We start from the raw sequence: 16,516 nt of genomic DNA on the forward strand, positions 1-16,516 counted from the left end.
GCAGCGCTCGGGCAAAGCCCGAGCGCTGCCGGGCCCAAGGCCGCCCAGGGTGATCGGCTTTAGCCGATTGCCCGTGGCGGGCGCGGGAGGGTTTGGTTTTGTATAGAGGTCAGTCTTCTTCGAAAGGATCCCATTCATCTTCGACCTCGGGCAGGGCTTCGGTCTCGACTTGGGCGGCGCGTTGTTCCGGTGTTTCGATCCGGGTGATTTTGGCCTTGGGAAAACTTGCCAGAACGGCCTGAACAAGCGGATGCGCCGTAGCCTCTTCTTTAAGCGCAAGTTCGGCTTTATCGCGGATTTCAGCGATTGTCGGAGCGTCACCATCCGACACGATGGATACCGCCCATCTGTTGCCAGTCCAACGCTGCAAGGCCGATCCCAGTCGTGGTGCAAGATCGGTTGGGGCTTGCGACGATGGGGTGAATTCGATCCGTCCCGGCTGGTAAGACACCAGCCGCACGCCGTTTTCGACCTCGACCAGAAGCTTGACGTCTCTGTTGTTCCGGATCAGCTCGACCACATGTTCGAAACTTGGGTATCGCGCCAGTGCCGTCTGTGTATCTTGCGCCAAGGCGGCGACTGGTGCGCCGCCGGACCCGCGTGGCGCGGGGGCGTAGCTTGTAGCGGCGCGGGCTTCAACCGGGGCCGCACTGTTGCTTTGGATTGGCATCCCGCCGCTTGGGCCGCCGTTTGGGGGCGGAGGCGTATCCTGCAGCCGTTTGATCAGCTCTTCCGGGCTGGGCAGGTCGGCCACGTGAGTCAGTCGGATCACCGCCATTTCGGCGGCCATCATGGCGTTGGGGGCGGCTGAAACTTCCTCAAGCGCTTTCAACAGCATCTGCCACATCCGAGTCAGCACCCGCATGGGGAGGGCCTCAGCCATCTGCTGGCCCCGGGCGCGTTCATCCGGGGAAACAGTGGGGTCTTCGGCCGCATCGGGGGTGATCTTCACGACAGAAACCCAATGAGTGATTTCGGCCAGATCACGCAGCACGGCCAGTGGGTCAGCCCCTTCGGCGTATTGGCCACCAAGCTCGGTCAGCGCCCCAGCTGCATCGCCCCGCAGGATCATGTCCATGAGGTCCAGAACCCGGCCACGATCCGCGAGACCCAGCATCGCGCGGACTTGATCTGCCGTCGTCTCTCCGGCCCCATGCGAGATCGCCTGATCCAGTAATGAGGTCGCGTCGCGAGCAGATCCCTCGGCAGCACGGGTGATCAGCGCCAACGCATCCTCGGCAATCTCAGCGCTTTCAGCAGAGGCGATCTTGCGTAGCAGGCCGATCATATCCTCGGGTTCGATCCGGCGCAGGTCGAAGCGTTGGCAGCGCGACAGAACCGTGACGGGAACCTTGCGAATCTCGGTTGTGGCAAAGATGAACTTCACATGCGCCGGCGGCTCCTCGAGCGTCTTGAGCAGCGCGTTGAAGGCGCTGGTCGACAGCATGTGGACCTCATCGATGATGTAGATTTTGTAGCGGGACGAGGCAGCGCGGTAGCGAACACTGTCGATAATCTCGCGAATATCATTGACGCCGGTGCGGCTGGCGGCGTCCATCTCCATTACGTCGACATGACGGCCCTCCATGATGGCGACGCAGTGCTCACATTGGCCGCAAGGCTCGGTCGTGGGTCCGCCAGTTCCGTCCGGTCCGATGCAGTTCATGCCTTTCGCAATGATCCGTGCGGTCGTGGTTTTACCGGTTCCGCGAATGCCTGTCATGACAAAGGCTTGCGCGATGCGATCCGCCTCGAACGCGTTTTTGAGCGTGCGGACCATCGCATCCTGACCCACCAGATCGGCAAAGGTTTCCGGGCGGTATTTTCGGGCGAGAACCTGATAGGCGGGGCTGTCTGAGTCGGTCATGTCTGCTCTGGCGGATTCGGAACGTCACCGCAGCGTAGAGGCCTGCGCCGCCCGCGTCCACATGAGTTGAAGAACGATTTTGTTTTGGAAACCGGCGCGTCAGGGGTACACTCTGCAGATTGTGAATCAAGCCTAAAGTCAGGATCAACGCTTCCGGGGGGATGCTGTCATGACGAATTTGGTCATTCATGCTTTGCAAGTGGGCGGGGGCACACTTGCCCTAACGTCGATGCCGGGAAAGGGCGGCGACTATGCAGGCGACCTTGAAACGATTGGAGATTGGAGGCCGGGGCTCGTGCTTTCGATGACAACCGAGGCCGAGCTGGTCCAGTTTGGAGCCCGCGATTTTGGCCGCGACGTTCAGGGGCGCGCCAGCCGCTGGGTGCATCTGCCGATTCAGGATTTCGGCGTGCCACCGTCAGAGGTTGATGCGCAATGGCCCGATGTTAGTGCCGCGGCGCGGCAGGCTTTGTCTGGCGGAGGGCGCGTGCTTGTCCATTGTCAGGGCGGATGTGGTCGCTCTGGCATGGTTGTGTTGCGGTTGATGATCGAATGCGGCGAGGCTCCAACCCAAGCGCTGGATCGGTTGCGCAAGCTACGCCCCTGCGCGGTCGAAACCGATGCGCAGAAGCACTGGGCCACCTTGCCCGCCCGAGCTTTGGCAGACTCCTAAGCCGACAGTTGCAGTTCCGCCGGGGTCGTTTTGCGCGGCGCAATCACTGATGCCTCGAGCATGGCGCAGGGCAGGGATGTCATCGCTGCGCTAGGCAGGCTGCTCGTTTCGGTTCCGAACATAAGGTCGGCGTAGCGATGGAGGGTCTCGCTGTCGGCATTAGGGTCCGCTCCGCAATAGACCCGCACCCGAGACTGGCTGGCCCGAAACCGGGCGTGGCAGCCGTCCGTGCAATGGGTCAGGTCGCTGCTGCCTTCGATTTCGAAATCCGATGTGGTCGCCGGACCGGCTTGGTCCAGTGCGTCAACCATCGAACGCGCCAGCCGTGCCAATGCAGGGCAAGTCTTGCCGGTATGTTGGCAGATGGTTGCTGAGAACCTATGTGTCTTCGTCTTCCAGATCATCCTGCGCCCTCCGCGCGGTGGACAGGGGCTGGGATCAGGTGGGGCAGATAGGGTCTGTCACGGCCTGCCCGGACACCCCGCCCGAGTTTGGGTTATGTTGACGATGGCAGGTCTCCTGACTTGCGGGTCATCGCTTTGCCGACCTTCCCGGCCTTTCGGCCAGTGGATCTTCGACATCGCTCACCGCTTACAGTTGCGGGGGCAGTCGCGGATTTGGTTCGTCCCGAGCAAGCCGGGGAAAACCGCACCGTGTTCCCTTTTCATCCCGACTTCTTGTGAAAGCCGGGAACCATCGAACCATCGCTAGCGTTCATAACCATTCTGAGTCAAGTTGAACTTTCTGCGCTGCGGAAAGACGATCCGCAAAGTGGACGCGTGGTCAAGCGGGATCGCAGTTGACTTGCATGGGCTGTCTGGGGTCAAGTTGCAATGTGAACTCATCAGTTCAGTTTTCCACCGAGGATGCCCATGTTGGATGCAAACCAAACAGTGCTGATCGAAGATGTTCAGATCCCGGTGGGGGATGGTGCCCTGTCCGGGCGGATCTACCGGCCCGTGGCGCAGCCCGAAACCGTAGTGGTGGTCAACAGCGCGACAGGGGTTCCGCGAGACTACTACAAGCATTTCGCACAATGGTTGGCCTCGGATCGTGATATCGCCTGTCTGATCTACGACTACCGGGAATTCGGGCATTCGAAATCGGGCCCACAGCGTCGGTCGAAGATTTCGATGGCCGATTGGGCGTTGCAGGACATGCCCGCCGCGCGGGCCGAGATGCGCCGACGGTTCCCGCTGTCGCAGCAATGGTCAGTTGGTCATTCGCTTGGAGGGATGCTGGGGCCAGTGCAGCCGGATATCGAAAAGATTGATCGCATGATCTGCGTCTGTTCTGGCCTTGTGAAGTTGGGCGATCATCCTTGGCCGTACCGCGCTCTGGCCGGGTTGTTCTGGTATGGGCATGTGCCTCTGGTCGTGAGCGGCCTGGGGTATTTGCCGGGCAAGGCACTTGGGTTTGGAACAGACCTACCGCCTAAGGTCTATTGGCAATGGCGCAAATGGTGCACCGCGCCGCAAAGCTATCTGCCCGAGATCGGAGACACACTGCCGCAAGCTACGTGGCAGGATGCTGACGTTCCCGTCGACCTTTTTGCCTTCACAGATGATGAGATGGTCCCAGAAGCTGCCGTTTGGCGGTTGGCCGAGCTTTATGGTCCAAAAGCACGCCGTCACCTGTTGTCACCGGAAGAGTTTGGTGTTCGGGAGATCGGCCATATCGGTGTGTTTGCCCGCCGAAATGCGGTGCTCTGGCCACGATTGATCGCTTGATGGGGGGCGCCGGCGGACCGACGCCCCTTTTTCAGCCCGTGTTTCAATCGCCGCGCCGCGCGGATTTTCCGTGCATCGCAGATCGGACCATCTTGCCGAAAGCCTTGTCGCGTGCCCGCGCCTCGGCCACGGTCTCAGAGTTGCGCTGATCCTCGCGCCTCAGCTTGCGCCAGCGTTCCAACCGATCTGCATCCAGTGTGCCTGCTTCAATCGCCGCCTGCACAGCGCAACCGGGCTCGGCCTCATGCTGGCAATCCGAGAACCGGCAGGTTTGGGCCAGCTCCAGAATGTCCGAGAACACTTCGTCCACCCCGTCCTGCGCGTCGAGCAGGCGCAGGGCGCGCATGCCGGGGGTGTCGACCAGCCAACCGCCATTTTGCATCGGATGTAAGACGCGAGACGTCGTGGTGTGGCGGCCTCGGGCGTCATCCTCGCGGATTGTGGCTGTTGCCTGATCCTGCCCGGTCATTCCGTTGGCGAGCGTTGTTTTGCCAACCCCGGATGACCCGACCAAAGCCGCTGTCTGACTCGCCGGACACCATGCCAGAACCTGCTGCAGGTCTAACGCTTCATGCGCGTTGACCGTCAGGACTGTCAAAAACGGTGCCAGCGCTTCGGCCTGCTTGGCGTAGGCTGCGGGGTCCGAGCAGCTATCTGCTTTGGTCAGGACCACGACAGGATAGCAGCCCGCCTGATGCGCCAGTGCCAGATACCGTTCGAGCCGGGGCACATTGAAATCCGCATTGCACGAGCTGACGATGAACAGCACGTCAACATTGGCTGCGATCAGTTGCGCCTCGGCTCCGGTTCCGGCAGCACGGCGTTGCAACAGGCTGCGCCGGTCAAGCAGATGCTGAACGCGATTCTTGTCATCGGCCAGCACCCAATCTCCGACAGCGAAGTCGCCGGTGGAATGACCAGGGGCCAATAGAGACATTTCTGCGGTCTCGTTCATCCCGACCAGACGGTCCCGGTGAACAGCGGTGAGACGAAAAGGCGTAAGCTGCGCGTGCGCCGCGTGTTGTGCAGCAAAGTGAGAGGACCATCCCAGGTCCGAAAGAGTAAAAGACATTGGTTTGCCTGTGTTCAGATATAGCAATCCCATCGGATGGCAGACGCGCATCCGTTGGTGATGTGTTCAGGCAATCGGAGAGTTGGGTTTAGAACCGATCTGCCCGAAGGGAGTTTGCTACAATCATAAAGCCCTCCTGCGGCTGATGGTTTATATAAAGTGAGAGGTTGGACATCGACCCAAGCGGGGCTCGTTGTGGCTGCTTCCTTCCGGACCTGACCAGGTTGGCGAGGCGCTCGCCCGCGCCAACCTCTCAGGGCCTGATATAGGGAAGGGATGTGAAAATGACAACCCGTCACAAGGTTAGTCGTATCCTTTCAAAGCCCTCGGTATCAGGCCCCAGCAATTCCGGGGAGTACGCGCAGAGCTCAGGCAAATACTTCAACGCTCCGCTGCCGGTTCTGAGGATCGTTTTGGCACCATTCAATGGAGTTAAGGAGAACGGGTAAGGAGCCTGATCCAGTGGGTCTGCGGGCAGGCGATCTGACAGGTAGTCGCGCAGTATCTCTTTGATATCTCTGGACGGCAGCGGAATGGTCCGGGCCTTGTCAACGAAAGGGAAATGCCCACCGCCGCTGGCGCGATAGTTGTTAAGGGCGACGACAAAGCTCTGGTCTTCGCGGACTGTTTGCCCGTCAAAGCACAGGTCGCGGACGCGCTGGGCGGCTGGATCGGTCAAGGCGCCGTTGCTATCGAACCGCGCCGGGCTGGACAGGTCGATCTGATATGTGACGCCAAACACGACGTCAAAGTTATGCCCCGCCCGGTGGGAATCGGTCAGCTCAGCTTGGGTGTCTGGGTGGATCTGGTTGAAAACACTTGCCGACATCTCAAGCCAATCCCGCAGTTGCGCGCCGGTGATTTCGACGGCGCGCAGTTCGTTGGGAAAAACATGCAGGTCAGCGACGTGTCGCAGGCAAATCTCACCCACAGGCACGTCCGTATAGTTTCTGGGTCCAGCGCGGCCGCCGAATTTGTAAGGGGACACTGCAGACAGAATCGACACTCCAGCGAAGGCGGTGCCGTGCAGGTACGGGCGCAAACCCGCCGCTTGCGCCGTCGCCACTAGGGCCAGCCCTCGATCCGGCGCGCAGAAACTGAAATAGCTGTGCAGGCTCTGCGTGGTATGGCTGACAGGTTCGGCCATCATCTTGCGCGTGGCCAGATGAGCGGGCTTAAACAGGACGCTCAGGTCTTCGTCTTCAACCTCATCAGCTGTGGCGACCAGGCTGCAGTGGTGATCCATGATCTGCCAGCGCCCCTTGAGCGACTTGGTCAGGTGCAGATCTATGACCCCCAGAAAAGACCCGGCAGACCCGGCCATGACCACAGGCGTACCGTGGACCAGACCATTTTCGGCATCAACGCCGTCAAGCCCGTGATGGGCCGCGCCGGGTAGTGAGAGATGTGTGTGACCGGCAATAATCGCGTCAATGCCTTCAATTGCGGCAAGGGGGATGACGGCATTCTCAAGCCCCGGCTGAGCTGCCGATTGCTCCAACCCCGAATGCGCCAGCGCGATGACCAGATCACAGCCCCGCGCGCGCAACGCCTCAGCCGTTCGTCGGGCAGCGGTCAGGATATCCTCGGCAATGACCGTGTCTTGCAAATGATGCGCCTCCCACATCGTGGTTTGAGGTGGAAGCACGGACAGCACACCGATTCGGATCGCTTCGTCCTGCACAATGGACCGAGTCAGGACAACGCTGCGCAGCCAGGGCTGCCGGTCGTCCACATGGGTCAGATTGCTGCAAATCACGGGGCAAGGGGCTTGGCCTATGACGCGTTCAAGCACATCCAGTCCGAACCCGAAATCATGATTGCCCAAGCCGATCGCGTCATATTCTAGCGCCTTGAAGGCATGCATCATCGGGTGCGGGCCCTCGTTTTCCACCGCCCAGTCCCCAATCGGCGTCCCTTGCAGCGCGTCGCCATTGTCGAACAAAAGGGTCAAACTGTCCTCGACCTGTTGACGGGCGTTTCGGATCGCCGACGCCGTACGCGTCAGCCCGATGGTCGGGTCCGTTTTGTCCGCATAATAGTCGAACCCGGTCAGGGTCATGTGCAGATCGGTGGTTGCCAGAATGCGGATATGCACGCCGGCTTCCTGCGCGTCTTTCATGCGCGGGGAGATTGCGGTCACGTTGGGTTGTCTACTTTTGCGCTATGAGAGTTAAGAAAATTTACCAAGAGGACAAATAAGTGAAAAATCCGAGACGGTCATGCGGTGTTTCGGTGGCACCTGTCGATATGCCGCAGTAGTGAATTGACATTGCAACACCTGCGCGGACATGGCAGCCCTAGGCGCAAAAGGCCGAGGGGACCCCAATGAAAAACGCAGAAAACGTGACATTCGGCAGTTCAGGCTTTGAGCGTGCGGCCCATCTGCGGGGAGACGCGGACAAGCTGACCGAAGCGGCCCAAGATCCAAACGCCCGCTGCCTGTTGCTGTGGCGTGGAAAAGTGCTGGTGCAGGGCGAGGCTCTGGATCGGTTGGGTCTGGTCAACATGGCGCATCCTCTGGTCGCGAATGGCCCAGGTGGAGTGGTTGAGGCTCCGATCTTGCTTGGCTGCTCCGATGACGGGGCGGCGATGTTTGCCGCAGATATCTCTGAATGGCAGGCCGAGGGGCTGGATCTGGCGAGCTTGGGCAATTTCATCGACCCGTCCGAGCAACAGCATCCCGATCTGCCTGAGGGCCATGTGTTTGCCGAGCTGCGTCGGATCATGACGCGCCTATCGGCCCGCGATGCCGAGCTTGCGGCGACAGCCAAGGCGGTGATTGGCTGGCACGAGACGCATCGCTTCTGTGCTCGCTGTGGCGCGCCAAGCGACGTATCACAAGCCGGATGGCAGCGCAGTTGCCCGGTTTGCGGCGGTCAACACTTCCCGCGTACCGACCCGGTTGTGATCATGTTGATCACCCATGGCGACAGCGTGCTGATGGGGCGCTCACCGGGATGGCCAGAGGGTATGTTCTCGTTGCTGGCAGGCTTCGTCGAGCCGGGCGAGACACTCGAGTCCGCAGTGCGGCGCGAGGTGATGGAAGAGGCGGGCGTTCCCGTGGGCGCAGTGTCCTATCTGTCAAGCCAGCCCTGGCCGTTTCCGGCGTCGCTGATGTTCGGCTGCGCTGGCGAGGCTTTGTCTCGGGACATCCAGATCGACCCGGTTGAGATCGAAGAGGCAATGTGGGTCAGCAAATCCGAGATGATGCAGGCCTTCGCGGGGGAGCATCCGCGCCTGCTGCCCGCCCGCAAGGGGGCGATTGCGCATTTCCTGCTGCAGAACTGGCTTGCAGATACGCTGGACTAAAGAAACACTAAACGGAAAGAACGAGCAGCAAAGGCCCACATGCAGTTTTCAGCGCGCGAAGATATCGAGGCTCCCATCCACTCGGTTTTTGACATGGTTGCCGATTTCGATCGGTTCGAACGCATGGCGATGCGCCGTGGCGTTGACGTGCGCCGTACCACTGGCGGGGTCGCACCCTCCGCAGGCATGGCGTGGGAGACCGAGTTCAAGCTGCGCGGCAAACCCCGCCAGATGTCCGTACTGCTGACCGATTACGACCACCCCTCGCAAATGCGATTCGAGGCGACTGGTAAGGGCATGACTGGGGTTACGGTGGTTGACTTCATGGCCCTGTCTCAGCGCCGAACCCGCTTGAGTGTGGACCTGTCGCTCAGCGCCAAGTCCCTGCCGGCGCGGTTGCTGCTGCAGTCGATGAAGCTGGGCCAAGCGCGGTTTCGCAAACGCTTTCAAATGCGCCTGGCGGAATTCGCCCGAGAACTGGAGCAGCGCCACCGGCATGGCGCCTAGACTCACCTTTATCTGAAGTGGGGGCCTAGCCGCGTGGCTGAGCTGCCGGGTAGACGCCAAGTATTTCCACATTGGTGGTGAAATGCTCAAGCTCGTCCATGGCCAGTTGCACGTTCCGGTCTTCTGGATGCCCGACTATATCGGCATAGAACTGGGTCGCGGTGAACGAGCCATCGACCATGTAGCTTTCCAGCTTGGTCATGTTGATCCCGTTGGTCGCAAACCCACCCATCGCCTTATAGAGCGCCGCTGGAATGTTGCGGACCTGAAAGACAAAGCTGGTGATCATGCCGTGCTCGCCCCGACGCGACAGGTCGGCCTCGGGTGACATGACCAGAAAACGCGTGGTGTTGTCGCCATGATCCTCGATATGGCGGGCCAAGACGTTTAGGCCGTAGATCTCTCCGGCCAGTTCACTAGCCAGAGCGGCGGAATGGATTTCACCCGCCTCGGACACCTCACGCGCGGCGCGGGCGTTGTCGGGGCTGACCCGCCCATGAATACCGTGCTGGCGCAGGAAGCCCGCGCATTGGGGCAGCAGCACCAAATGGGAATGCGCCTCGGTGATGTCGTCCAGCGTCGCACCGGGCACGGCCAGCAGGTTGATGTGGACACGCACGAAGGCCTCATCAATGATTTGCAGACCACTATGCGGCAACAGCCGGTGGATATCCGCCACCCGCCCATAGGTCGTGTTTTCTACCGGCAGCATCGCCAGATCGGCCGCGCCGGACCGAACTGATTCGATCACATCCTCGAAAGTGCGGCAGGGCAGCGCCTCCATATCGGGGCGCGCGTTGCGGCAGGCCTCGTGGCTGTAGGCGCCGGGTTCGCCTTGAAAGGCAATGCGTTTGGTCATTTGGTCGGTCCCGTGCAACAAGTTACAAAATTGGGCGTTTCGTCGCGGTGTCTATACCTTGCCTCTCGCAAGGGGAAGCCTTAGACACCTTTTCAGACAGCTGAAATGGACTAGCGATCAATGTTCGACACGATGACAGTTACAAAGGCCGCTGCGGGCCTGTTCGGCACGTTCCTTGTGCTGCTTCTTGCCAAATGGGGTGGTGACATCCTGTACCATTCGCATGGGGGCCATGGGGATGCACAGGCTGCCTACATCATCGAGACCGAAAGCTCGGGTGAAAGCGCCGATGGCGAAGAGGTGGTCTTTGAAGACCTGCTGGCCGCCGCAGACCCTGAAAAGGGCGCCAGAGTTTTTCGCAAATGTACTGCGTGCCACAAACTGGAAGACGGTGCGAACGGCACCGGACCCTACCTGTACGGCATTGTAGACCGGCCCGTTGCGTCGGCAAAAGGTTTCACCGGCTATTCGGCGGCGATGCAGGCGCATGGTGGCAACTGGACCCCCGAAGCGCTTGATGCCTTCGTTGAAAGACCCAACGCATATATCTCGGGTACATCCATGAGCTTTGCTGGCCTGAAAAAGCCTCAAGAACGCGCTGACCTGATTGCCTATCTGCAAACCATTGGCAACTGATTGCCATCACGTTTGCGAAAAAACCCAAAGCCGCTGCCTTGTGCAGCGGCTTTTTTTATGTCGAAAATCTTCACAAAGCGTTCACGCATTCTAAACTTGAATCAGCCAGGACTGGCGATTTAGCTGGCGGAACAGACATAGATGACGACAACAATCCAGAGGATGAGCCATATGAAACCCCTCCTGCCTGCTGCGCGCGACATGAGTATTCGGCATTGGGGGGTGGTCTTAGGGTTGGTCGCCGTGACGCTCGGATCAGCCGAGGTCGCCCAAGCGAATGATGAAAACGTTGCAACCAGTCACGGGTACTCCTATTTTGGAAATCTGGACTACCCGGCTGACTATCCGCATCTGAATTACGTCAATCCCGACGCTCCCAAGGGAGGTGAGATGTCACTGGCAGCGTCTGGAACCTTTGACTCGCTAAATCCTTACTCACGAAAGGGTCGGAGCGGAGCGTTAACCACAATCCAATATGATCGCCTGTTCGAAAGCGCGGATGACAGCGTCGGTCAGTATTACGGTGTTCTGGCTGAAAGTCTCGAGTACGACGAAGGGCGCAACTACGTCATATTCAACTTGCGCCCTGAGGCGATGTTCTGGGATGGAACACCGGTCACGGCTGAAGACGTTGTTTACAGCCACCGTTTGTTTATCGAGCAGGGCCTGCCGTCTTACGCGCAGGCTGTCGGGCGTATGGTCACCGGGGCCGAGGCGCTCGACGATCACACTGTGAGGTTCACGTTCAACCCAGAAGTCACGCGCCGCAGCTTGATCGAAACCGTAGGATCGACGCCTGTCTTCTCGAAAGCGTGGTTTGAAGCTGACGAGTCGCGTCGCCTGGATGAACCTCGGCTAGAAGTGGCGGTCGGTTCGGGTCCATACAAGCTGGACAGTTACGACATCAACCGCCGTATCGTCTATAAGCGCCGCGACGACTATTGGGGCAAAGACCTGCCGTTCAATGTCGGCCGCAACAACTTTGACACTATTCGCGTCGAGTACTTCGCTGACCAGACTGCCGCTTTCGAAGGTTTCAAGGCGGGCGAATATACGATGCGAATCGAGAGCGATCCCAAGCTCTGGGCGACAAGCTATGACTTCCCCAAGCTGACAGAAGGTTCCGTTGTGCGTGACGAAATCAAGGATGGCAGCCCGCCGACACCGTCTGGTTTTGTGTTCAATCTCGGCAAACCCCAATTCGCAGACAAGAACGTCCGCAAAGCGTTGGCTCTGGCATTCAACTTTGAATGGGCAAACGAATCCTTGTTGTTTGGATTGAATTCACCGCGCAACTCTTTCGTGCAAGGCACACCTCTCGAAGCACAGGGCACCCCAGCGGGCCCAGAGCTGGCCTTCTTGGAAACGCTTGGCGATGTCGTCCCAGCCGATTTTATATCCGAGGATGTCGTCGTCGCTCATGAATCCAATCCGGCGCGCCTGAACGACCGGCGCAACCTGCGCAAAGCGTCGAAGATGTTGGACGAGGCGGGTTGGCCCGTGGGCGAAGGCAACGTGCGTCGCAATGCCGAAGGGCAGACGCTGAAGGTGAATATCCCTTACCCTTCGAACTTGCCGACATCGACGGCGACGATGATCGAAACCTATGTTCAGAACCTTCAGGCATTGGGTGTAGATGCATCTGCGGAAAAGGTTGATCCGGCACAATACACATTGCGTAGCCGAGAGCGCGACTACGATATGGTCTATTCCACGCGGTATGGGTCATTCCTGTCGACCGGCGGCGGATTGAGCCAGATGTATGGGTCTGAAGAGGCAGCCTTTAGCCTGTTCAATCCCGCTGGCCTGGCAAGCCCGTTGGTCGACGCGATTATTGAAGCGTCTTTTGAAACCGACAATCAGGCTGATCAGGACGCAGCACTTATGGCGTTGGACCGTGCCCTGAGATATGAGTTTTTCGTGATCCCCGTGGGTTACATCGCGGACTATTGGACAGCCTACTACGACATGTACGAATACCCTGAAAACCTGCCACCCTATTCGCTAGGACATTTGGACCTTTGGTGGATCAACCCCGAGAAAGAAGCCGATTTGAAGGCAAAAGGCGCGCTGCGGTAAAATGGGCGCCTATATTCTAAGACGCCTGCTTTTGGTCATTCCGACCTTGCTGGGCATAATGGTCGTCAACTTCACGCTTGTGCAGTTTGTTCCGGGTGGACCCGTTGAACAAATCATCGCTCAGATCGAAGGACAGGGCGATGTCTTTGCGGGCTTCGCTGGGGGTGGAGACGCCGGTGCCGGGTCCGAGCCTGCAGGCGGTGTCTTCGACGACAAATATGTGGGCGCGCGCGGCCTGCCTCCAGAGTTCATTGCCGAATTGGAAAAGGAATTCGGTTTCGACAAGCCGCCGCTTGAGCGTTTTCTTGGAATGATGGGCAATTATCTGACGCTCGATTTTGGCGAGAGCTATTTCCGGTCGATCAGCGTGATTGATTTGGTGTTGGAAAAGATGCCCGTGTCTATCTCACTGGGTCTATGGTCGACGCTGATCGCCTATCTGGTCTCGATTCCGTTGGGCATCCGCAAAGCAGTCAAAGATGGGTCGCGGTTCGATACCGTGACCAGCGGAGCCATCATCGTGGCCTACGCCATCCCCGGTTTCCTATTTGCCATCCTGCTGCTGGTGCTGTTTGCGGGTGGATCCTACTGGCAGATCTTCCCTCTGCGAGGGCTGACCTCGGACAATTGGGACAGCCTGAGCCTTTTGGGCAAGATCGCCGACTATTTCTGGCACATTGCGCTGCCGATCATTGCCCTGACGATCTCGGCCTTTGCAACGCTAACGCTGCTGACCAAGAACTCGTTTCTGGATGAGATCAAGAAGCAATATGTTATGACCGCCCGCGCCAAGGGATTGGGGGAACGCAAGGTCCTCTATGGTCATGTCTTCCGCAACGCGATGCTGATCGTGATTGCGGGCTTTCCGGCAGTGTTCATTGGTGTCTTCTTCGGCGGCTCGATCATTATCGAGACGATCTTCTCTTTGGACGGTCTGGGTCGCCTTGGGTTTGAGGCCGCGGTGGCGCGGGACTATCCGGTGATCTTTGGCACTCTGTTCATCTTTGGTCTGATGGGGCTGGTTGTCGGTATCATCAGCGACCTGATGTATGTGCTGGTCGATCCGCGTATCGATTTTGAGAAGAGGGAGGGGTAAATGGCGCTGTCCCCTCTCAACCAGCGACGTTGGCGCAATTTCCGACGCAATGGCCGAGCCTTTTGGTCTCTGATCATCTTTTCGGTGCTGTTCGGTCTGTCCCTATTCGCCGAGTTCATTGCAAATGATAAACCGATCCTCGTGCAATATCGTGGTCAATTCTACACGCCGATTTTTAACTTCTATCCGGAAACTGAATTTGGTGGCGATTTCCAGACCGAGGCGATCTATCGCGACCCCGAGGTACGCTGCCTGATCGACAGTGGCGGGCTTGAGGACTGTTTCGACGACCCCGAAGGTATAATCGAGCAGATCGAGGCGGGGACATTTCAAGCCGAAGGGTTCGAGCGAGGTTGGGCCATCTGGCCGCTGATCCCCTATTCCTACAACACCAGCGTTGATCGCTCCGGTGCCGCCCCCTTGCCGCCGAATGGTCAGAACCTACTGGGAACGGATGATACCAAACGAGACGTGCTGGCGAGGGTGATTTATGGTTTCCGTCTGTCGATCCTATTCACGCTGATGGTGACCGGCGTGGCGAGCCTGATCGGTATTTTCGCTGGGGCCATACAGGGCTTCTTCGGTGGCTGGCTCGACCTAATTTTTCAACGGGTCATCGAGATATGGTCCGCGACCCCGTCTCTTTACGTCATCATCATCATGTTCGCCATTCTGGGCCGAAGTTTCTGGCTTCTGGTGATCCTGATGATCCTGTTCAGCTGGACCGGATTGGTCAGCGTTGTGAGGGCCGAGTTCCTGCGGGCGCGCAATCTGGAATATGTCCGCGCCGCGCGGGCGCTGGGCGTCGGTAACATGACCATCATGTTCCGTCACATGCTGCCAAATGCGATGGTTGCAACGCTGACCTTCATGCCCTTCATCGTGACTGGTACAATTGGCGGGCTAGCCTCATTGGATTTCCTTGGCTTCGGTCTACCCTCTTCGGCCCCGTCTCTGGGTGAGCTGACTCTGCAAGCCAAACAGAACCTGCAGGCCCCGTGGCTGGCCTTCACCGCCTTTTTCACCTTCGCCATCATGCTGTCGCTGCTGGTGTTCATTTTTGAAGGCGTCCGCGATGCATTTGATCCCAGAAAGACCTTCTCATGAGCCTTTTGGATGTAAACAACCTCAAGGTCTCATTCCGGCAGGACGGAAAGGTGTCGGCTGCGGTTAAAGGCGTCTCCTTCACCGTGGATCGGGGTGAGACGGTTGCCCTGGTGGGTGAGTCCGGCTCGGGCAAGTCGGTGACGGCATTGTCGACCGTGTCGCTGCTGGGCGATAGCGCCATGGTCGAAGGCTCGGTCAAATATGACGGGGCCGAGATGATCGGGGCGTCCGAGGACAAGCTGATGGAGGTGCGCGGCAATGATATCAGCTTCATCTTTCAGGAGCCGATGACCTCGCTTAACCCGCTGCACACGATCCAGAAGCAGATGGCGGAATCGCTGGCGTTGCATCAGGGCCTGGCCGGGGATGCCGCGCGCGACAGAATTGTGGAGTTGCTGAACAAGGTTGGCATTCGCGACCCCGATGATCGTCTGGATAGCTATCCGCACCAGCTTTCGGGCGGGCAGCGACAGCGTGTGATGATTGCCATGGCGCTGGCCAACAAACCGGATGTTCTGATCGCGGATGAACCAACGACCGCCTTGGATGTGACCATTCAAGCGCAAATTCTCGAACTATTGGCCGAGCTGCAAAAATCCGAGAACATGGGGATGCTGTTCATCACCCATGATCTTGGCATTGTACGTCGGATCGCCGACCGGGTCTGTGTGATGAAAGACGGTGAGATTGTCGAAACCGGGATCACGGCTGAGATTTTCAACAACCCACAGCATCCCTACACGCGTAAATTGCTGGAGGCTGAGCCTTCGGGACACCCCGACCCCGTAGACGCAGGTGCGGAAGAGGTCGCCCGAACCGACCACCTGAAGGTCTGGTTCCCGATTCAGCGGGGCTTTCTGAAACGCACGGTCGGCTATGTAAAAGCCGTCAACGATGCAACGTTTAGCGTGCGGGCCGGGGAAACCCTTGGGATTGTCGGAGAAAGCGGCTCGGGCAAGACGACGATGGCGCTGGCTATAATGCGGTTGATCGCGTCCGAGGGTGGGATCACCTTCCGCGATCAGGATGTGCGCCGCTGGTCCACGCGAGAGTTGCGGCGCCTGCGCAAGGACATGCAGATCGTGTTTCAGGACCCGTTCGGCAGCCTGAGCCCACGTATGACATGCCAGCAGATCATCTCCGAGGGGCTGTCCATTCACAATGTCGACCCCCATCGCGCCCCGCGCGAGCTAGTGGCCGAAGTGATGACAGAGGTGGGCTTGGACCCGGCCTCAATGGACCGCTACCCGCATGAGTTTTCGGGCGGGCAGCGTCAGCGGATTGCGATTGCGCGGGCCATGGTGCTGCGCCCGAAACTACTGGTACTGGATGAGCCGACAAGCGCGCTGGACATGACGGTGCAGGTGCAAATCGTTGATCTCCTGCGCGATCTGCAGCGGAAATACGGGCTGGCGTATCTGTTCATCAGCCACGACTTGAAAGTTGTGCGGGCGATGTCCCACAAGGTCATCGTCATGCGCAACGGCGACGTGGTCGAGATGGGCGCATCCGAGGATCTGTTTGAAAATGCGCAAACAGATTACACCCGTGAACTGATTGCGGCGGCGGGCTAAGGCC

14 protein-coding genes, 1 other RNA gene and 1 riboswitch are annotated in these 16,516 nt (G+C 58.9%); of the genes, 9 read left to right on the top strand and 6 right to left on the bottom strand.

The genetic code is table 11. The features are described 5' to 3' along the window. Nucleotides 1-109: 109 nt before the first annotated feature. Entirely contained in the window at nucleotides 110-1,867 is a 1,758-nt protein-coding gene (locus tag ACRZ95_RS22070) for a DNA polymerase III subunit gamma/tau (protein ID WP_170677926.1), read from the bottom strand. 169 nt (nucleotides 1,868-2,036) lie between these two features. Between ACRZ95_RS22070 and ACRZ95_RS22075 the strand changes: the two genes are divergently transcribed. Next, entirely contained in the window at nucleotides 2,037-2,540 is a 504-nt protein-coding gene (locus ACRZ95_RS22075; RefSeq protein ID WP_170642670.1) for a phosphatase domain-containing protein, read from the top strand. On the opposite strand, the gene ACRZ95_RS22080 is transcribed toward ACRZ95_RS22075, so the two are convergent. Beyond that, a complete protein-coding gene (locus ACRZ95_RS22080; protein ID WP_170642671.1) occupies nucleotides 2,537-2,944 on the bottom strand; it encodes a hypothetical protein in 408 nt (135 codons plus the stop codon). The two genes, ACRZ95_RS22075 and ACRZ95_RS22080, sit on opposite strands and share 4 nt — an antisense overlap. A gap of 88 nt (nucleotides 2,945-3,032) precedes the next feature. Continuing rightward, a riboswitch (cobalamin riboswitch) is annotated at nucleotides 3,033-3,252 on the bottom strand. A gap of 160 nt (nucleotides 3,253-3,412) precedes the next feature. Between ACRZ95_RS22080 and ACRZ95_RS22085 the strand changes: the two genes are divergently transcribed. Next, nucleotides 3,413-4,270 carry an alpha/beta fold hydrolase gene (locus ACRZ95_RS22085; protein WP_170677924.1) on the top strand — a complete coding sequence of 286 codons (858 nt, stop codon included), beginning with the start codon at nucleotides 3,413-3,415 and terminating at the stop codon, nucleotides 4,268-4,270. A gap of 43 nt (nucleotides 4,271-4,313) precedes the next feature. Here the strand turns inward: ACRZ95_RS22085 and rsgA are convergent, their stop codons facing one another. The 3 genes from rsgA to ACRZ95_RS22100 form a co-directional block, all read right to left on the bottom strand. Beyond that, nucleotides 4,314-5,342: a ribosome small subunit-dependent GTPase A gene (rsgA, locus tag ACRZ95_RS22090; RefSeq protein ID WP_170677922.1), complete on the bottom strand. Its 1,029-nt coding sequence runs from the start codon at nucleotides 5,340-5,342 to the stop codon at nucleotides 4,314-4,316. A 157-nt stretch (nucleotides 5,343-5,499) separates the two neighbouring features. Continuing rightward, nucleotides 5,500-5,598: signal recognition particle sRNA small type (ffs, locus tag ACRZ95_RS22095), an RNA gene on the bottom strand. Nucleotides 5,599-5,637: 39 nt separating this feature from the next. Further along, nucleotides 5,638-7,485, bottom strand: coding sequence for a bifunctional 2',3'-cyclic-nucleotide 2'-phosphodiesterase/3'-nucleotidase (locus ACRZ95_RS22100; protein WP_480555600.1), 1,848 nt, complete (start codon nucleotides 7,483-7,485; stop codon nucleotides 5,638-5,640). A 185-nt stretch (nucleotides 7,486-7,670) separates the two neighbouring features. On the opposite strand from ACRZ95_RS22100, the gene nudC reads away from it, so the two are divergent. Then, nucleotides 7,671-8,654, top strand: a complete 984-nt coding sequence (gene nudC, locus ACRZ95_RS22105; RefSeq protein WP_170677915.1) for an NAD(+) diphosphatase — start codon at nucleotides 7,671-7,673, stop codon at nucleotides 8,652-8,654. Between the two features lie 39 nt (nucleotides 8,655-8,693). Beyond that, nucleotides 8,694-9,161: an SRPBCC family protein gene (locus tag ACRZ95_RS22110; protein ID WP_170677913.1), complete on the top strand. Its 468-nt coding sequence runs from the start codon at nucleotides 8,694-8,696 to the stop codon at nucleotides 9,159-9,161. Between the two features lie 25 nt (nucleotides 9,162-9,186). Here ACRZ95_RS22110 and ACRZ95_RS22115 read toward each other — a convergent pair whose 3' ends face one another. Continuing rightward, the gene (locus ACRZ95_RS22115) at nucleotides 9,187-10,020 is read right to left on the bottom strand and encodes a prephenate dehydratase (RefSeq protein ID WP_170677911.1); all 834 of its coding nucleotides are present in this window, start codon (nucleotides 10,018-10,020) and stop codon (nucleotides 9,187-9,189) included. A 120-nt stretch (nucleotides 10,021-10,140) separates the two neighbouring features. Here ACRZ95_RS22115 and ACRZ95_RS22120 point away from each other — a divergent pair, with 120 nt between their 5' ends. From ACRZ95_RS22120 to ACRZ95_RS22140, 5 genes are all read left to right on the top strand, one after another. Further along, on the top strand, nucleotides 10,141-10,656 hold the full coding sequence (locus tag ACRZ95_RS22120; protein ID WP_170471271.1) for a c-type cytochrome: 516 nt from the start codon (nucleotides 10,141-10,143) through the stop codon (nucleotides 10,654-10,656). Between the two features lie 171 nt (nucleotides 10,657-10,827). Beyond that, a complete protein-coding gene (locus ACRZ95_RS22125; protein WP_170677909.1) occupies nucleotides 10,828-12,735 on the top strand; it encodes an extracellular solute-binding protein in 1,908 nt (635 codons plus the stop codon). 1 nt (nucleotide 12,736) lies between these two features. Beyond that, the gene (locus tag ACRZ95_RS22130; protein WP_170460207.1) at nucleotides 12,737-13,831 is read left to right on the top strand and encodes a microcin C ABC transporter permease YejB; all 1,095 of its coding nucleotides are present in this window, start codon (nucleotides 12,737-12,739) and stop codon (nucleotides 13,829-13,831) included. Further along, on the top strand, nucleotides 13,832-14,938 hold the full coding sequence (locus ACRZ95_RS22135; protein ID WP_170677907.1) for an ABC transporter permease: 1,107 nt from the start codon (nucleotides 13,832-13,834) through the stop codon (nucleotides 14,936-14,938). Next, nucleotides 14,935-16,512: an ABC transporter ATP-binding protein gene (locus ACRZ95_RS22140; RefSeq protein WP_170677905.1), complete on the top strand. Its 1,578-nt coding sequence runs from the start codon at nucleotides 14,935-14,937 to the stop codon at nucleotides 16,510-16,512. The genes ACRZ95_RS22135 and ACRZ95_RS22140 overlap by 4 nt, the downstream gene beginning before the upstream one ends. Nucleotides 16,513-16,516 lie beyond the last annotated feature (4 nt).

The sequence above is a fragment of the Ruegeria sp. AI3 genome, from assembly GCF_056541245.1.